General features: G+C 61.1%; 12 protein-coding genes. 4 read left to right on the top strand and 8 right to left on the bottom strand.

Annotation, left to right across the window (positions count from 1 at the left end):
* Positions 1 to 3: 3 nt before the first annotated feature.
* The 3 genes from V7651_RS06595 (at position 4) to V7651_RS06585 (ending at position 4,586) form a co-directional block, all read left to right on the top strand.
* The gene (locus tag V7651_RS06595; protein WP_335612660.1) at positions 4 to 1,296 is read left to right on the top strand and encodes an ATP-binding protein; all 1,293 of its coding nucleotides are present in this window, start codon (positions 4 to 6) and stop codon (positions 1,294 to 1,296) included.
* A 57-nt stretch (positions 1,297 to 1,353) separates the two neighbouring features.
* Positions 1,354 to 2,904, top strand: a complete 1,551-nt coding sequence (locus V7651_RS06590) for a bifunctional GNAT family N-acetyltransferase/carbon-nitrogen hydrolase family protein (protein ID WP_035538016.1) — start codon at positions 1,354 to 1,356, stop codon at positions 2,902 to 2,904.
* Positions 2,905 to 2,993: 89 nt separating this feature from the next.
* Positions 2,994 to 4,586 (top strand): ATP-binding protein, encoded by a 1,593-nt coding sequence (locus V7651_RS06585; RefSeq protein ID WP_335612659.1) that lies wholly within the window; start codon positions 2,994 to 2,996, stop codon positions 4,584 to 4,586.
* A gap of 76 nt (positions 4,587 to 4,662) precedes the next feature.
* On the opposite strand, the gene V7651_RS06580 is transcribed toward V7651_RS06585, so the two are convergent.
* From V7651_RS06580 to V7651_RS06570, 3 genes are read right to left on the bottom strand one after another with little or no spacing between them, the layout of a single operon-like run.
* Positions 4,663 to 4,956: a 4a-hydroxytetrahydrobiopterin dehydratase gene (locus V7651_RS06580; RefSeq protein WP_335612658.1), complete on the bottom strand. Its 294-nt coding sequence runs from the start codon at positions 4,954 to 4,956 to the stop codon at positions 4,663 to 4,665.
* A 4-nt stretch (positions 4,957 to 4,960) separates the two neighbouring features.
* On the bottom strand, positions 4,961 to 5,542 hold the full coding sequence (locus V7651_RS06575) for a hypothetical protein (RefSeq protein WP_335612657.1): 582 nt from the start codon (positions 5,540 to 5,542) through the stop codon (positions 4,961 to 4,963).
* The gene (locus V7651_RS06570; RefSeq protein ID WP_335612656.1) at positions 5,529 to 6,179 is read right to left on the bottom strand and encodes an HAD-IA family hydrolase; all 651 of its coding nucleotides are present in this window, start codon (positions 6,177 to 6,179) and stop codon (positions 5,529 to 5,531) included. The genes V7651_RS06575 and V7651_RS06570 overlap by 14 nt, the downstream gene beginning before the upstream one ends.
* Positions 6,180 to 6,284: 105 nt before the next feature.
* Between V7651_RS06570 and V7651_RS06565 the strand changes: the two genes are divergently transcribed.
* Positions 6,285 to 7,202, top strand: coding sequence for an SDR family NAD(P)-dependent oxidoreductase (locus tag V7651_RS06565; protein WP_035538022.1), 918 nt, complete (start codon positions 6,285 to 6,287; stop codon positions 7,200 to 7,202).
* Between the two features lie 20 nt (positions 7,203 to 7,222).
* On the opposite strand, the gene mtgA is transcribed toward V7651_RS06565, so the two are convergent.
* The 5 genes from mtgA to V7651_RS06540 form a co-directional block, all read right to left on the bottom strand.
* A complete protein-coding gene (mtgA, locus tag V7651_RS06560; protein WP_335612655.1) occupies positions 7,223 to 8,299 on the bottom strand; it encodes a monofunctional biosynthetic peptidoglycan transglycosylase in 1,077 nt (358 codons plus the stop codon).
* On the bottom strand, positions 8,296 to 9,435 hold the full coding sequence (gene queG / locus V7651_RS06555) for a tRNA epoxyqueuosine(34) reductase QueG (protein ID WP_335612654.1): 1,140 nt from the start codon (positions 9,433 to 9,435) through the stop codon (positions 8,296 to 8,298). The genes mtgA and queG overlap by 4 nt, the downstream gene beginning before the upstream one ends.
* On the bottom strand, positions 9,416 to 10,090 hold the full coding sequence (locus V7651_RS06550) for a glutathione S-transferase family protein (RefSeq protein WP_035538026.1): 675 nt from the start codon (positions 10,088 to 10,090) through the stop codon (positions 9,416 to 9,418). The genes queG and V7651_RS06550 overlap by 20 nt, the downstream gene beginning before the upstream one ends.
* A 98-nt stretch (positions 10,091 to 10,188) precedes the next feature.
* Positions 10,189 to 14,913, bottom strand: a complete 4,725-nt coding sequence (locus V7651_RS06545) for an NAD-glutamate dehydrogenase (RefSeq protein WP_335612653.1) — start codon at positions 14,911 to 14,913, stop codon at positions 10,189 to 10,191.
* A 335-nt stretch (positions 14,914 to 15,248) separates the two neighbouring features.
* Positions 15,249 to 16,367, bottom strand: a complete 1,119-nt coding sequence (locus V7651_RS06540) for an AI-2E family transporter (protein ID WP_335591066.1) — start codon at positions 16,365 to 16,367, stop codon at positions 15,249 to 15,251.
* Positions 16,368 to 16,448 lie beyond the last annotated feature (81 nt).

Here is a 16,448-nt window from a genome sequence, read left to right as displayed (position 1 = left end):
GTTATGGCACGTCTGAGAGATATCACACCGCGCGGCCTTTATGCGCGCAGCCTCCTGATGGTGGTGGCGCCGGTCGTGCTGATCCTCGCGCTGATGACCTGGTATTACTATGACAGCCACCTCGCCGAGGTGAACCGCAAGCTGGCGCAGGCAATTGCCCGCGACGCAGCCCAGATCCAGTCATTTTGCGATGCGCGCCCCGATACGCTTTTCACGAAAGAGAAACTCCAGCGCGATCTGGACATGACGTTTACGTGTGATTATGCGGACCCGGCGGATGGCAGCCCTCGCCTCATTCACAGTTTTGCTTATGGAAAGACGCTGACCGAAGAGCTCACGATCCGGCTCGGCGTGCCGGTCGATGTCAGCGTCGATCCGCGCACAATGCTGCACTTCCGCTTTCCGTCAGGTAGCGGCACAGCCGAAATCCTGATCGAGCGGAAGCGGGCGCTGGTCGTGAACTCGCACTTCTTCATTGTCTGGGTGATCGCCTCTTCCCTCTTGATGCTTGCACTGGCTGTTGCCTTCCTGAACCAGCAGGTGCGGTCCATCCTGCGCCTGTCGGAAGCTGCGCGGGCCTTCGGCCGGGGACGTGACGCACCGGGCTTCCGCCCGTCCGGGGCGACCGAAGTACGCGACGCCGCCCGTGCGCTACTCGACATGAAAAGCCGCCTGACCGCCTTTGCAGATCAGCGCACAGCCATGCTGGCCGGCGTCAGTCACGATCTACGCACGCCCCTGACGCGCCTGAAACTGTCCCTCGCCATGATGGAACAGTCGGAAGATCTTGCAGCCGCTCAGTCGGACCTTGATGACATGGCCATGATGCTCGACGAGTATCTGACCTTCGCCCGAGGCGAGGAAGGCGACGAACCTATGGCGCTGGACCTCGCCGAGCTCGTGCGCGAGGCCGCTGCTGGATTCGGAGCCCATGTACCGGTTGTCGGACCGACTTCAATCTCGGCCACCGGCCGACCGCTAGCGCTGAAGCGCGCCATCAACAACCTGATTTCCAATGCCGTAAAATATGCGACCGATGTGCGGGTCACCGTGCTCGATGGTCCGCATGCCGCCGAAGTCCATGTCGACGATAATGGTCCCGGCATTGCGCCTGAGAGACGCGAAGAAGCCTTCCGTCCCTTCTCCCGTCTTGATGAAGCGCGTACGCAAAACACGTCGGGCACAGGGCTGGGACTTACGCTTGCGCGGGACACGGCAAGAGCGCATGGAGGCGATCTGCGCCTGTCTGACAGCGTCCTTGGTGGGTTGCGAGCCAGCCTGCGACTGCCGCATTAACTGGAACTTTCCAGGACACCGCCCATATTGTAGCCCTTCCCCCAATCCGGAGCCTCCATGACGAATTCTGCCGCCAAACTGATTGTCCGCAACGCAAAGCCCGCTGATGTGAGCGCGATGATCGACTTGTCGGAGCGAATTTACGGCACCGGCATGGGCTATACCCGAGACAATCTGCTCGGCCATATTAACCGCTTCCCCGAAGGTCAGTTCGTCGCCGAATATGAAGGCAAGATCGTCGGCCATGCGGCGACGTTCATGATCAAATCCGAGGTCGCCTTCGCGCCGCACACGTGGGACGAGATTACCGGTGTCGGCTTTGCTGCGCGTCATGATGTCGAGGGCGACGTTCTATATGGCATGGATGTCGGCGTTGACCCTGACTTCCGCCGCCTTCGGATCGGCCAGCGGTTCTATCGTGTGCGTCAGGAACTTTGCCAGTATCTCGAGCTCAAGGGTATCGTGTTCGGCGGACGCATGCCGGGCTATGCCCGCCGCGCCAAGGAATATCCCAACCCGGCCGACTATGTCGCCGCCGTCGTTGCTTCCAAGCTGAAAGACCAGGTTATCACGTTCCAGCTGCGCCAGGGCTTTGAGCCTATCGGTGTGCTGAAGAACTACCTGCCCGGCGACGCAGCTTCGATGAACCATGCCACCCACATGTTCTGGAAGAACCCGCTTGCACAGGAAGAGATCAAGGCGAAAGCGAGCCTCGGCAATACCGACCTGCCTGAAAGCGTACGCATCACCACCGTGCAGTTCCAGATGCGCCGCATACAGTCGATTGACGAGTTTGAGACGCAAGTGGAATACTTCGTCGATATCGCGTCCGACTACAGGTCGGACTTTGTCGTCTTCCCGGAACTGTTCACGCTGCAATTACTATCGCTTGAGCAAAAGCCACTCGGGCCGATGGAAGCCATCGAGAAAATCTCGGAATATACGCAGCGCTATATCGCCTTCATGGAGAAGCTGGCTGTCTCCTACAATATCAACATCATTGGCGGCTCGCACCCGAGCAAGATGGAAAATGGCGACATTCTCAACGTCTCCTACATCTTCCTGCGGGATGGTTCGGTGCATACCCAGCAGAAGCTCCATCCCACGCCTTCGGAGCGCCGCTGGTGGAACATCCAGGGCGGCAAGGGCAACACGGTGATCCAGACCGATTGCGGCCCGATCGGTGTGATGATCTGCTATGACAGCGAGTTCCCCGAACAGGCCCGCCACTTGGTCGATCAAGGCGCCCTGCTACTGTTCGTACCCTTCTGCACCGATGAGCGGCGCGGATATCTGCGCGTGCGCTATTGCTGTCAGGCCCGGGCGGTCGAGAACCAGTGCTATGTCGTCATGTCCGGCGTGGTGGGCAACCTGCCAAACGTCGAGAACATGGACATTCACTATGCTGAGAGCTGCATCCTGACGCCATCTGACTTCCCCTTCTCACGCGACGGGGTTGCCGCTGATACGCCAGCCAATACAGAGACCGTTGCCCTCGCCGATCTCTCGCTCTCGGATCTGCTGACGGCACGCCAGTCGGGCGCCGTGCAAAATCTGAAGGACCGCCGGTTCGATCTCTACCAGGTGGCGTGGAAAAAGGGCGGCTAAACCCGTTCGGGTTTATATCCGGCGCGGATTTTACATTCCCTACATAAATGCCCACTAGGCTGGGGGTTTGGGGGAATGGACAGGCCAAGATGCAGGATGAAAACAATATCCCTGCCGAAAGGGCGTGGCTGGCACTCGATCAGCTGCAGGGGGGCTTCATCGTCTATCGGCCCGACGGCACGCTTCGGTACGCCAACAAGGCGGCCCGCGAACACTGGCCTGTTCTCTATTCCAGCATGGACGACGGCATCTCGTTTCACGATTCTGTCGCGCGCCAGATCCGCAGCCTTTTCCCGCGCCTGAACGAAGCCACTTTTCAGGTGCGCCACACCATCGTCATGGACGCGATCCGCAAGTGCAAGGACCTTGATATGGTCACGGCCACAGGCCGGCACGTCGTGACCAGCCATTCGCACCTCGATGATGGCCATATCATTGGCGTGACGCATGATGTAACCGACCTTGTCCAGCGTGAGATTTCACTCAATGCCGCGCGCCGCCACGCGCTTATGGCCAGCGAGGCAAAATCGGAGTTCCTGGCTTCGATGAGCCACGAAATACGCACACCACTGAATGGCATTATCGGCATGGCCGAGGGTCTGCGTCATCGCGCGCTGGGAACCGAAGAAGCGGAAATGGTCGACACGATTGTCGAGAGTTCGCATACGCTTCTCCTCCTGCTCAATGACATCCTCGACCTTTCGCGGATCGAGGCGGGTCGGCTGGAAATCACCCCGGTCGTCGAAAATGTCCGCAACAGGATTTCCTGGATCGAACGCAATTACAGGCCGCTTGCCGAGCAGAAGGGCCTCTCCCTCAAGGTCGTCTTTGATCCGAAACTGCCGGAGCATCTTGCGATCGACACGACGCGCGTGCGCCAGTGCATAGACAACCTTCTCACGAATGCTCTCAAATTCACCAAGGAGGGCGGCGTCACGCTCGCCGTGATGGCTGGCGACATGTCGCGAGACGGACGGATTGCCATAAGTGTCCATGTTTCAGACACCGGAATAGGCATCAGCGAGGAGCAACGCAGCAGGCTGTTCCAGAACTTCCAGCAGGCGGACTCCTCTACTACACGCGAATATGGCGGCTCCGGCCTCGGTCTCGCCATATCCCGCAAGCTGGCCCAGCTCATGGGCGGTGATGTAACATGCGTCAGCAAGCTCGGTGAAGGATCGATCTTTACCTTCTCGTTCGAGGCCCGCGTTGCCGATGCACCGCGTAAAGTGACCAAGTCAGTATCGGGCATGGCCAATCGTGAAGTGGACCTCCTGAAAGGCGTGCGGGCGCTCGTCGTGGATGACAACACGATCAACCGGCGGGTGGCGCGCATTGTTCTGGAGCCGCTGGGCGTCATCGTGACCGATGTGCCGAGTGGCAAGGACGCGCTAGCCCATCTCTCCAGCGAGACCTTCGATATCGTCCTGCTGGATGCGCATATGCCGAACATGGATGGCCCGGAAGTGCTGCGGCGAATCCGTGACAGCCGCGAGCGCTGGAGCGACATTCCCGTGATTGCGCTCACCGCTGATGCCATGAATGGCGACCGGGAACGCTACCTGAAGATAGGCATGGATGACTATGTCGCCAAGCCGATCATAGAGCATGACCTCATGGCGGCGCTGACGCGTGTACATGAAAAGAAGGGCATAAGGCGCCTGGACCCGGCCAGGCTCTGACAGACCTTTCCGATCATGACATCACCTCCGCAGACAACACTCGCAAGGCGACCGTCGGAAGCTGATACGCTCGCGCTCAGCCCAGCTTGTCGGCCAAGGCGTCCATATATCCGGCAAGCTCGACATCCTTTGAGGAAACGCCGTCCACGTCATGCGTTGTCAGGGTCACTTCGACCTTGTTGTACACATTGAACCATTCAGGGTGGTGATCCATCCCGTCAGCCTTGATTGCCGTACCGGTCATGAAGGCCCAGGCCGTCTTGAAGTCGGCGAATTTATAGGTCTTCTCGATTACGTCGCGGTCGCCTTTGCCTTGCGCCCAGCCCGTGAGTTGTTCCAGTGCGGCGCGCGCGCCTATCTTGCCTGACATATTTTCATTCCTCTCCATCAAGTCCGAGCACGAAATAGACCCAGCGGCCATCTTCCGCGATAGCGGTGCGCATGCCCGGATAGCCCTTGCCGGCGCGTATCAAGTCAATCCCGTCATCACCGATGAGTTCCCGCAATTCCTTGCGCTCCTGAAAGGAGAGTTTCTCAGGGATAAGTTCATTGGCATCGCGCGCGGCAAGTGAGGGCCACACATACCAGCGCTCCCCGTCGACCATTCTCACACCCGGTGACTGATCCAGCAGTTCGCGCAGTTTCAGGTTCGGGTCCAGACCGGTGCGTCGCAGCAAGTCCCAGAACTCCTGATGGGGCTGACCATTGAAATTGGAAATGAACCCATCGCTCTGGTCTGCAAGGCGCGCCAGTCGGGTGAGCGACCCCTGCGCCGCATATCTCAGCAATAGCTCGCGTGTGTCGCTCACGGTCTCCGTCAGGTAGACCGAGACGGCTGGCTGCGGAGACTGCGTCAGGCTCTCGTCGGGGATCGCCGGCTCTGGTGCGTCCACGCCCTGGCCGCACCCGGCGAGGGCGAGCGTCGCCGCCGCGACGAACGCCTTACGCCAGCACATAGCCGGTGGCGGCCTCAAGATCGGCCAGCAACTGGTCTTCGCCGAGCACCTTGATTGTTGTCATTCCCATCTGGCGGGCGGGCTTGAGGTTGATGCCGAGATCATCGAGATAGACGCAATCGGCCGGGTCCACATCCAGCGCTTCGCACATCAGCGCATAGATGCGCGGATCAGGCTTGCGGATGCCGAGCTTCGAGCTTTCGATGACATGGTCGAACATGGCGAAGACTTTTTCCAGATCAGCCGCCTTCTGGGCGTCATTCGTCATTGAGGCCCCCTTCCCGATCGGCGCGTTGTTCGTGATGCAGCCGACCTTGCCCTTGGCCTTGCAAACTTTGAGCGCTTCCACGACGCGTGGACGCAAGCTGCCGGACAGGAGGGACAAGACGTCGCGGCCCGGTACTTCGTGGCCGAGGGCCGCAGATTCCGTCCGGAACATCCCATCGAAACCGGCGGCGTCCACTTCGCTGCGCTCAAGCAAGGCCCATGCGTTTTCCAGCGGATTCACGGCATTTACCGAGCGGATAAAGTCCTTTGGAAGGCCTTTTTCTTCCTCGTAGCGGGTGAAGGCGTCGAAGGGAGAGGAGGTAAACACGCCCCCGAAATCCCAGATCACGGCTTTAAATGTCTTTGTCATGCCCCAGCCTTAGCCTTCCTCAATTCGCGTTTCAAACCTTGAACATTGCTTGGCGGTATCTAGGGTGCCCGTCAATCACATGGAAAATTCGGAGGATTAACAAAAATGGGCGTTCTTGACGGAAAAGTGGTGCTGGTCACCGGTGGCGGCAACGGTATCGGGCGTGAGACCGCCCTTCTGGCGGCCCGCGAAGGCGCCAAGGTCGTCGTCAACGATCTCGGCGGCAGCCTGACAGGTGGCGACGAAGGCGATGCCGGACCGGCTGAAAAGGTCGCGGCGGAAATCCGCGCGGCTGGCGGCGAGGCTGTGTCTAACTCCGAAAGCGTCACCGACATGAAAGCCGTGCAGGGCATGGTCGAACAAGCGAAGGACACCTACGGCACGCTGGACTCGATCATCAACCCGGCCGGCATCCTGCGTGACGGCATGTTCCACAAGATGAGCGAATCTGACTGGGACACCGTGATCGACGTTCACCTGCGCGGCAGCTTCAACGTCACCCGCGCCGCCGTGGAACTCTTCCGGGAAAAGGAAAGCGGCTCGTTCGTGCTGTTTACGTCCACGTCCGGCATAATCGGCAACATTGGTCAGGCGAACTATGCCGCCGCCAAGATGGGCATTGTGGGCCTCTCGCGCATCATCGCCATGGAAGGTGAGCGCAAGAACATCCGGTCCAACGTCATCGCGCCGTTTGCATGGACGCGCATGATTGCCTCCATCCCTGTAAAGGATGAGGCTGGCGCCCAGCGCGTCGAGCGGATCAAGAACTCCATGCGCGCAGACCAAGTGGCCCAGCTCGCCATCGCCCTCTGCGCCGACAAGGCGAAGACGGTGAGCGGCCAGATCTTCATCGTGCGCGGCAATGAGGTCATCCTCTGCGACCAGCCCCGCCCGATCAAATCCGTTGCCCGGATGGAAGGCTGGACACCCGACAGCATCATCGACCAAGCCTTCCCCGCCATGCAGGGCAGCTTCTTCGATCTTGGCGCGTCGGCCAGCGTCTTCCCTTACGACCCGGTCTAGACCGCTTCAGGACAGCCCGCTTATTGCGGCGGGCTGTCCGGCTCCGGCTCAGGGTCCAGTCCCAAATCATTGCGCGGACGCAGGTCCGTCGGACCGCTCTCCTGCGGCGCAGCGGATTCTGCGGGCGTTTCTTCCTGCGGTGCCGGCGCCAGGTCGGGCTCGCTAAACGGCTCTGGCTCTTCGGTCACCTCAGGTGCGGGCCGCGAGAAAGACTGGTCGGCGGCATCCAGCACATCGTTCAGCGGATCCTCAGTCGATACCGGCGCATCCGGTTGTGTTTCTTCCGGCTGCGGCTCGGGATCCGGCGGCAGGTCGGGCATCACTTCAGGCGCTGGTGCAGGTTGGCCCTTCACGGGCGGCAAGGCTGCCGGACGCTTATCCCCGAAGACACAGGCATCGAGCCCCTGGTTGCGCACCACGCGCATGCGCGCCTGCAGCGTGCCTGCCCGCTTGGAAACATAAGGCCCGGGTGGATCGACCCGCCACTTGTTCGGGCTGGGCAGCACAGCCGCCAGGAGCGCCGCTTCGCGCTCTGTCAGTTTCGAGGCTGGCTTGCCGAACCGGGCCTGAGCCGCAGCCTCGGCGCCAAAGATACCGTCGCCCCATTCAGCCACGTTGAGATAGGCCTCCATCACGCGGCGCTTGCCCCACGTGTAGTCGATGAAGGTTGCCATCCACATGTCGCCGGCCTTGCGGGGGGCGCCGCCGCCATTCCAGAAGAACACGTTCTTGGCGGTCTGCTGGGTGATCGTGGAGGCGCCCCGCGCTTTGCGGCCGCGCTGGTATTCGTCAATGGCCTTCTCGATGGCTTCCGGATCGACGCCGTGGTGTTCGCAGTAGCGGGTGTCTTCTGCAGCAATGACTGCACTAACGAGGTAAGGCGAGATGTCTTCGATAGGGGTAATGTCGCGGCGGAGGCTCTCACCGCCAATGGCGCGTTGGGCCATGAGTATTGTGCCTGGGACCGGCACGAACTTGAGTAGCAGTGCATAGACATGAAAGGCCACGAACAGGCCTGCGATGAGCTTTACAAGGCGGCCTAGCCATACGCGGACGGGCCCTTTTGAGTCCGTTCCGTGTCCGTTTGCGTAGGTCATGCTGCCCCTTCCCATTCCGCCAAGACGCCCGGATCGGTCTCTTCCGCCATCCGCGCGGCCTTCTCGGCCTCAAATCTGTCAGGATCAAGACGCGTGAGCGCCCAGATGGCTGCACCCCGAATGTCAGCCGCCTCATCGCCCAGCAAGCTGAGCAGCGATGGCACGAGGCGCACGTCTCCAGAATTACCGATAGCGACGCACACATTTCGCACGAAGCGGGTCCGGCCGCTACGCTTGATCGGTGAGCCGGAGAAGACTTCACGGAAGGTGGCATCATCCAGCGCGGCAAGTTCATCGAGGCCCGGTGTCTTCAGTTCAGCGCGGGCATGGAGCGCGGCTTCCGAGGCTGCCTCGGCAAACTTGTTCCACGGGCAGACGGCAAGGCAATCGTCGCAGCCATAGATGCGGTTGCCCATCGCGGCGCGGAACTCGCGCGGGATGGGCCCGGCATGTTCGATGGTGAGGTAGGAAATGCAGCGGCGTGCATCGAGCTGGTACGGCGCCGGAAAGGCCTTGGTCGGGCAGGCATCAAGGCAGGCGCGGCAGGAGCCGCAATGGTCTGTCTCTGTTGCATCAGGCTGCAACTCTGCCGCTGTCAGCATCACGCCGAGGAAGAACCACGAACCAAGCTCGCGGCTCACCAGATTTGTGTGCTTGCCTTGCCAGCCCATGCCCGCCTTGGCGGCGAGCGGCTTTTCCATCAACGGGGCGGTATCGACGAAGACTTTCACCTCAGAGCCAGTCTCCGCCACGAAAGCACGGGCGAGCTGTTTCAGGCGCGACTTGACGAGGTCGTGATAGTCCCTCCCCCGCGCATAGACGGAGATGTTTCCCACACTGCGTTCAGCCAGCAGCTCCATCGGGTCGATGCCGGGGCCATAGTTCAGCGCGACCACGACAGCTGATTTCGCCCCAGCCCACATGGCGGTGGGGGCCTTGCGTCGCTCAAGCGTGGTTTCCATCCATTCCATCTGGCCATGGCGACCGTCGGCAACGAAAACCTCAAGCCGTTCGCCTGCCGCCCATGGCTCATCGGCCCGCGTAATGCGAACGCTGTCGAAACCTATCGAACGCGCCGTGTCTTTGAGAAAGGCTTCGGGCGAACTGGCGAGGGGGTCAGAAGTCGAGATCGGCATAATGGGAGACAGGTCGCGTACCCTCGATCCGGTCGCTCAGCAACGGGCGGAAGCTGGGGCGGGACTTGATGCGCGCATACCATGTCTTGAGATCCGGCACCGCGTTCCATTCCACATCGCCGAAATAGTCGTAGGCCGAGAGGTGCGCCGCCGCGCAAAGATCAGCCAGCGACAGCGTACGGCCCGCCAGATAGCCGTTCATCTCGACCATGCCATTCAGGAAGGTGAGACGCCCGCGAAGGGCATGGGCGCCCCGGCGCAACTTTTCGGAATCCGGCTGGCGGTCGCGCCGCACCCATTGCATGACGCGCTCTGTCAGCAGCTTGTCGGTCACTTCCTCGCAGCCCGCCTCGACCCATGCCCAGAGGCGACGTGCCTCGGCGCGCTCGTTCTGGTCAGTTGGCAGGAGGGCGGGCGTTGGCTTGATCTCTTCCATCTGTTCGCAGATGGCCCGCGTGCCGCAGGCGAAGAGACGCCCGGTGGGCAAGGTCTCGACCAAAGCCGGCGCAACGGCGCCATAGGCGAGCGCGGCCACATCGGGGTGCGGCGCCCAGGGCGTGGAGTCAAACAGTTCGAAGGCTTCACCCTTCTCGGCGAGAACGAGGCGGACCAGCCGTCCGGCTGGATCAAGAGGCCAATGGTAGAGCCGTTTCATGGTCGCATACACTCACAACAGGCTGCCTGCGCCCGTCAAGCCAAGCCTTATCGGCCGCCGTCCCGCGCACTTCTGCCCTGTGTATAACTTGCCAGCCCTTACCGGCCCATGAATTGCCGCACAGCGTCTGTCGACAGGGTGAATTTTGCGAAGGACCAGTCCTTGCCCTTGGAGAGCGTACCGAGCGTCGCGATCAATTGGCGACGCGCCTCGAGCTTGTCGGCGAGCCAGGCATCGATACCGCCGGCTGCAATCGCATCACTTGCTGCAGTTGCCTGCAGCCGCACCAACTCGCTGACCAGACGCCTGCCCGCGACGCGGTCCCAGTATCCGGCCTTTTCCAGCCCTTCCAATGCGCTGTCACGCAGGCGGTCGAGCCGCAGCGAGTCGCCGAGCGCATAGAAGGCAGAAGCCGCCTCTTCGACGCCAATGTCGGCTGTCTTTGCCAGATCAGTGACGACAAGGCCTTGCGCGAAGTTGCTCATGGCAGCCGCCCAGCGGGCAAGCGCTTCGGGTGCACCGCGCTTCATGAAGGCACGCGTCGCCCGTTCGATACGGGATGCCGGATACGGTGAGTGCACCGACGCCAGCGCCGCTTTCAACTCATTCAGCGGTACGTGAGACTCGGCAACCGCCTCGCCAACGGACAGGCCTGGGCGCATGCGGACAAACCATGTTGCCGCCTCATTCATCGCCTGCATGGCCTGCATGCGCAGGTCAATTTGCAGATCTGCGGGCACAGTGTTGTCCAGGCTGTCGACTTCGCGGCGGAAGGCGTCAAAGTCGAGCACGGCGCGTGCCGCTTCCAGCCCGCGCACAGTCGCCGCGCTATCGCCGCCCGACATTTCGCGCAGGCGCAGCAGAGGCACTGGCCCAGCCATGTCGAGCGAGCGGTTAGCGATCACAGTTGCGATGATCTCCCGCTTCAGGCGGTGATTGCTGATCGCCTCGCCGTACGTGTCGATCGGGTGGGTAAAATAGGAGGTCAGCACGCTTTCGAAATACGGATCGTCGGGAATGTCGGAAGCAACCACGTCATCAATCAGCACGATCTTCGACCAGGCCAGAAGCACGGCGAGTTCGGGTCGGGTCAGGAACTGCCCCTGTTCCTGTCGGACACGCATCTGCGCCGAACTTGGCAGGCCTTCCAGTGGCCGGTTCAGCACGCCGCGTTCTTCAAGATAGACCATCAGGCGCTCAAGCGCTTCATGGTCGGCTGCGGCGCTCGCCTCGGCCAGCGACAGGGCGGCGGTCTGGTCGTAATTGTGGCGCAGGACGTGGGCGGCCACATCGTCCGTCATCTCGGCGAGCAGACCATTGCGGTCCTTCGCCTTTAGGGACTTGATGCGGATCGCCTCGGCCGCGAGGATCTTGATATTGACCTCATGGTCGGAACTGTCGACGCCAGCCGAGTTGTCGATGGCATCGGTATTGATGCGTCCGCCATTCTGGGCAAACTCGATGCGGCCTGCCTGGGTGAGGCCAAGGTTTGCCCCTTCCCCGATGACTTTCGCCTTGAGGTCGCGCCCGTTGACGCGGAACGCATCGCTCGAGCGGTCGCCCGCCTCGGCATGTGTCTCGCTACTGGCTTTCACATAGGTACCGATACCGCCGAACCAGAGCAGGTCTGTCTCGGTTTTCAAGAGGGCGTGGATCAGCTCGTCCGGCGTGACGGCATCCTTGTTGACCCCCGTCATGGCCTTCATCTCATCGCTGAGCGGGATGGACTTGGCGGTGCGCGGGAAGATGCCGCCGCCCTTTGAAATCAAGCTTGTGTTGTAGTCGGACCAGCTGGAGCCCTGCATGTCGAACAGGCGCTGGCGCTCGGCGAGGTTCTTGGCCGAGTCGCCCGGGTTCGGGTCGACGAAGATGTGCAGGTGGTTGAACGCGGCCATCAGGCGGATTTCCGGTGACAGAAGCATGCCGTTGCCGAACACGTCGCCGCTCATGTCGCCGACGCCGATGACGGTGAAAGGCTCGGTCTGGATATCCTTGCCCATTTCGCGGAAGTGGCGTTTGACAGCTTCCCAGGCGCCGCGCGCCGTGATGCCCATTTTCTTGTGGTCGTAGCCGACAGAGCCACCGGATGCGAACGCATCGCCCAGCCAGAAGCCGTGCGCTTCGCTGATCGCGTTGGCCGTGTCGGAAAAGGTCGCCGTACCCTTGTCGGCAGCGACAACGAGGTAGGGATCTTCGCCGTCCCAGATGACCGTATTTTGCGGATGGAGCACGTTTGCACCATCGAGATTGTCGGTCAGCTCCAGCAGTGCCGTGATGAACTGCTTGTAGGCATCGCGCCCGCTTTCGAACCAGGCATTGCGGTCAGACCGGTCGGCCAGCTGTTTCGGGAAGAAGCCGCCTTTCGAGCCAACCGGCACGATGACCGCGTTCTTGACCTGCTGTGCCTTCACAAGGCCCAGCACTTCGGTGCGGTAGTCCGCCGCGCGGTCCGACCAGCGCAGGCCGCCACGCGCCACCGGGCCGAAGCGCAGGTGCACGCCGTCGACCTGCGGGCTCGACATGAAGATTTCGCGGTAGGGCTTTGGATCTGGCAGGTCTTCCAGTTCGCGGCTCGCCACCTTGAAGCTGATGAAGGAGAGCGGGCGGCCGTCTGCGTCAGTCTGGTAGAAATTGGTCCGCTGCAGGGCAAAGATCAGGTCTGTCAGGTGCCGGAGGATCTGGTCGTCGGTCAGGGTGGCCACGTCTGCGAGCGCGGTTTCGATTGCCGAGCGTATTTCGGCCGTGGCAGCGCGGCGCGCATCGAGCCCTTCATAGGCTGACGGGTCGAACCGCGCGGCAAAGAGATCAAGCAAGAGGCGCACGATTTTGGGATGTGCAGCAAGTGCATCTTCCTGCACATCCTGCGGCTGGTCGAGGCCCGACTGGCGACGATAGGCTGAAAGTGCACGCATCAGGGCTGCTTCGCGCCAGCTGGCACCGGCACGGAGGACAAGGCGGTTAAAGCCATCATTTTCCGCAAGGCCGCTCCACACGGCTACAAAAGCGTCTTCAAATCCCCGCGCGAGTTTCGCGAGGTCTACGACATCGCCATTGACCGACTGCATGAACAGCGAGTGGATCCAGTAAGTGTCCGGGGCGTCAGCGGCGGGCTTCTCCGACGGACGAACCGGATAGCCGGTCTCGAAGTTCACGAACAGGCCCATGTTCTCGAACACAGGCACGCAGCGTGAAAGCGGAATCGCACCCTTGCGCGCATAGATCTTCACACGGACAGCATCTTCGCCATCGCCCTCAAGCCGGAACGCGCGGGCGAGGACCGGCGTGGTGGCGTGCAAGCCGGCCATCGTCATCACATCGCGCAGCGCCTCGGCGGGCGGGAAGGCTTCACGATAGGCTGCGTTGAACGCGCCCAGGAAAGCACGACCGCCATCGCGGTCAGCATCAGCGAGGGGGCTCGCCATGATGGCTTCACGGAAGCCCTGATCCCAGGTACGGGCCAGCGCGGCAATCTCGCGTTCGAGTTCTGCGGCGTCGGGCTCGGGATGGTCGCGGTCGAGCGATATCTCGAAATGCACGCGCGCCAGCGGACCGGTATCGAAATAGGGTTGGAATTTCTCAAGCGTCCCATCATATGCGCGCGTCAGCACGTCTGCGATACGGATACGCAAATTGGTGTCATAGGCTTCGCGTGGCACGAACACGATGGCCGTCACGAAGCGGTCGAACTGATCGGCGCGCAGGAAGAGGCGCGTGCGGGGACGGCCGACAAGGTGCATCGCGCCGACGATCATTGGCGTCAGGGTGCGTGAATGCGTCTGGAACAGTTCGTCCCGCGGCCAGGTTTCCAGCAGGTTCGCGATTGTCTTTTCGGTATGGCCACCGGGCGTTGCGCCTGAGGCCGCGATGACTTTCTTCACGCGGCGCCGCACGAACGGAATGGAGCGCGCCGTCTCGTCATAGGCTTCAGCGGTGAAAAGGCCGAGAAAGCGAACCTCGCCATTCACCCTGCCCTCGGCATCGTATTTCTTGACGCCGATATAATCGCATTTCACGCGCCGGTGTACGCGGCTGACAAGGGTCGACTTGGCGACGAACATGGGGAACGGCTCGGCAAGCAGATCACCGATCTCGGGCGTGAGAACGAGCGGTTCGCTGTCAGGCGACAGCACATTGAGCTGCTCGTCACGCAGAATGCCGAGATTGGAGCCCTCCACCATGATCGGCTCTTCGGGCAGAACCTTGCCCTTTGCGTCCGTCTCGAAGCGATACTCGCGGCAGCCGACGAAGACGAAATGGTCCTCAAGCAGCCATTCAAGGAAAGCGATGGATTCGGCGCGGTCGTCAGCGGCGTGATTTTGCTGCTCGGCAATGCTTCGGATTTCGGCCCGCATGCGCTCCTTCATCGGCTCGAAATCGCTGACAACCTGGCGCGTGTCGCTGAGTGTCATGCGCACGCTCTGGGTCAGGCGGGTGGCTTCGGCCGGGGTCATGGGAGGCAAATGAATCTGGATAACAGAAACGACCCGCCCGTCATCCATGGTCACAATCGGGTGAAACAGCGCTTTGACTTCATGGCCTTCGGCCGCGCACTCGGCCAGCAGCGAGTCCACGAGGAAGGGCATGTCGGGCCCGACCGCTTCGAGAACCGAGCGCTGCAACGTCCCGTTGGCGCCGACGGGATCCCTCAGGACGCGCGCATCCTGTGTGTCAGGCGCAACCTCGCTCCCCCAGTTCCAGAGGCCCTCTGCCAGAGCCATCAGATCAGCCTCTGTCAGGCCGGTCAGATCTTCGTTGCTGGATTCCAGTTTTACCTGCTTGAGCAATTGCTGAAGCGGGTCGACCTTGGACGGTGTTTGGGACATGGGATTTTCGCTCACTGGCAGTGAAGACTATCCAACCGGGTGTAACGTGCACCGGGACGACCTTCAATGGCCTGTTACAAATGGAACTTTCTGCGTCTCAGGCAAATTCAAATCATGGCTGCCAAATAAGGCGGGCCCGCCGAACGGGGACGTGTCCGACGGGCCCTACAGGCGTTCCGCAGGCTGGGTGGGGGGACGCACGCGGAGGCCTGATCTCTTTATTTCGGCCCTTATCTTTGGAAGACAAGGGTTGCCGCTGGTATTGCTACATTAAAAATCATGAAGAGATTACTGATGTGGATGCAGTGAATCCTGAAGGTGCGCGATGCCATACTTCAACTGTTTCCGCTATCAACTTTGGCAGTTGTCACTGATCTCTTGCTCTCTCCTGCCCCTTGCGGGTTTCCATCGGCGGAGAGCAGGATCGCGATCCATCGCGTACTGTGAGACTGCGCAAACAGTATCATCATCAACACAGTCAGCGGCGCTGACAGGAACATCCCGGGTATGCCCCAAAGCACACCCCAGATCGCAAGCGCCAGCAATACAACCAATGCAGAAAGATTCAGTGAGTCGCCCATCATGCGCGGCTGGATGAAGTTCCCGATCGAAAACTGCCAGAAGCTGACAATGCCGAACACGATCGCGGCATAGATGTAGATGTCCTGAGGCGGAGTGCCCGGTATCCATCCCGGGATATCCGGCTGCACCAGTGCAAAGAGGGGCGGCACAAGCGCGGCCACGATCGACCCGACGGTCGGTATATAGTTAAGCACGAAAATCAGCGCCGCGAGGAAGAGCGCGTTCTGGACACCCAGCAGGAGCAGCGACACATAGGTCAACGCCGTTATCAGCGCCGAGATCACCGTCTGGGTCCAGAGGTAGGTCTCGATACCGCGCCGCGCTTCATCGCCGACCTCGCGCACCATCGCGCGCTTTTCGTAATCCGGGAAAATATTGTCCAGCTTACGGGTCCAGCCCGACTGCGCCAGGAACAGGAACGCGACATAGATGAAGATCAGCATCAGGTCGCCAGACAGGTCGCCCGTCGCATTCGCAATCGTGGCAAAGAAGCGCTGACCGCCCTCGTTGAACATAAGATGCGTCAATGTCGGCGCGTTCTCCATGTTCACGAGGCTATAGGCGTCCTGGATCAGGCCGTTGATCTTCTCCTCATACTCCGCCGCATCGCGCCCGAACTGCGACACGCCATTCGCGAGCAAGGCGATGAAGCCGACAAAGCCGCCGAGCACGATGAGGATCGCCACAGCCCGCGCCGCACTCCGGCGCATTGAATGCGACCAGTTGTCGATCATGCGCGCGAAGCCCTCGATTACGAGGAACAGGAACACCGCCATGGCAAATGTCGAAAGGATGCCCCGCCCCACATAGAGGAAGGTGATGATCACGCCGGTCGCGATGATCCAGATGCCGGTCTTGGTCGCGCGATCCATTCAGGGGCCCCCGTTAGAATTACAGGTTGGAAGCAGCCTTGCCCGCCGTCAAGCCACGCCTTTCTTTGATGGCAGCCAAGC

This window comes from Hyphomonas oceanitis (assembly GCF_036964545.1).
In the GTDB taxonomy this organism is placed as follows: Bacteria; Pseudomonadota; Alphaproteobacteria; order Caulobacterales; family Hyphomonadaceae; genus Hyphomonas; species Hyphomonas oceanitis.
This window is presented reverse-complemented; position numbering and strand designations above follow the sequence as displayed.

Coding starts and splice junctions, on each gene's coding strand:
- V7651_RS06585 (WP_335612659.1), top strand. CDS start 2,994: ATGCAGGATGAAAACAATATCCCTGCCGAAAGGGCGTGGCTGGCACTC.
- V7651_RS06540 (WP_335591066.1), bottom strand. CDS start 16,367: ATGGATCGCGCGACCAAGACCGGCATCTGGATCATCGCGACCGGCGTG.
- V7651_RS06550 (WP_035538026.1), bottom strand. CDS start 10,090: ATGAAACGGCTCTACCATTGGCCTCTTGATCCAGCCGGACGGCTGGTC.
- V7651_RS06580 (WP_335612658.1), bottom strand. CDS start 4,956: ATGTCAGGCAAGATAGGCGCGCGCGCCGCACTGGAACAACTCACGGGC.
- V7651_RS06575 (WP_335612657.1), bottom strand. CDS start 5,542: ATGTGCTGGCGTAAGGCGTTCGTCGCGGCGGCGACGCTCGCCCTCGCC.
- V7651_RS06565 (WP_035538022.1), top strand. CDS start 6,285: ATGGGCGTTCTTGACGGAAAAGTGGTGCTGGTCACCGGTGGCGGCAAC.
- queG (WP_335612654.1), bottom strand. CDS start 9,435: ATGCCGATCTCGACTTCTGACCCCCTCGCCAGTTCGCCCGAAGCCTTT.
- V7651_RS06595 (WP_335612660.1), top strand. CDS start 4: ATGGCACGTCTGAGAGATATCACACCGCGCGGCCTTTATGCGCGCAGC.
- mtgA (WP_335612655.1), bottom strand. CDS start 8,299: ATGACCTACGCAAACGGACACGGAACGGACTCAAAAGGGCCCGTCCGC.
- V7651_RS06590 (WP_035538016.1), top strand. CDS start 1,354: ATGACGAATTCTGCCGCCAAACTGATTGTCCGCAACGCAAAGCCCGCT.
- V7651_RS06545 (WP_335612653.1), bottom strand. CDS start 14,913: ATGTCCCAAACACCGTCCAAGGTCGACCCGCTTCAGCAATTGCTCAAG.
- V7651_RS06570 (WP_335612656.1), bottom strand. CDS start 6,179: ATGACAAAGACATTTAAAGCCGTGATCTGGGATTTCGGGGGCGTGTTT.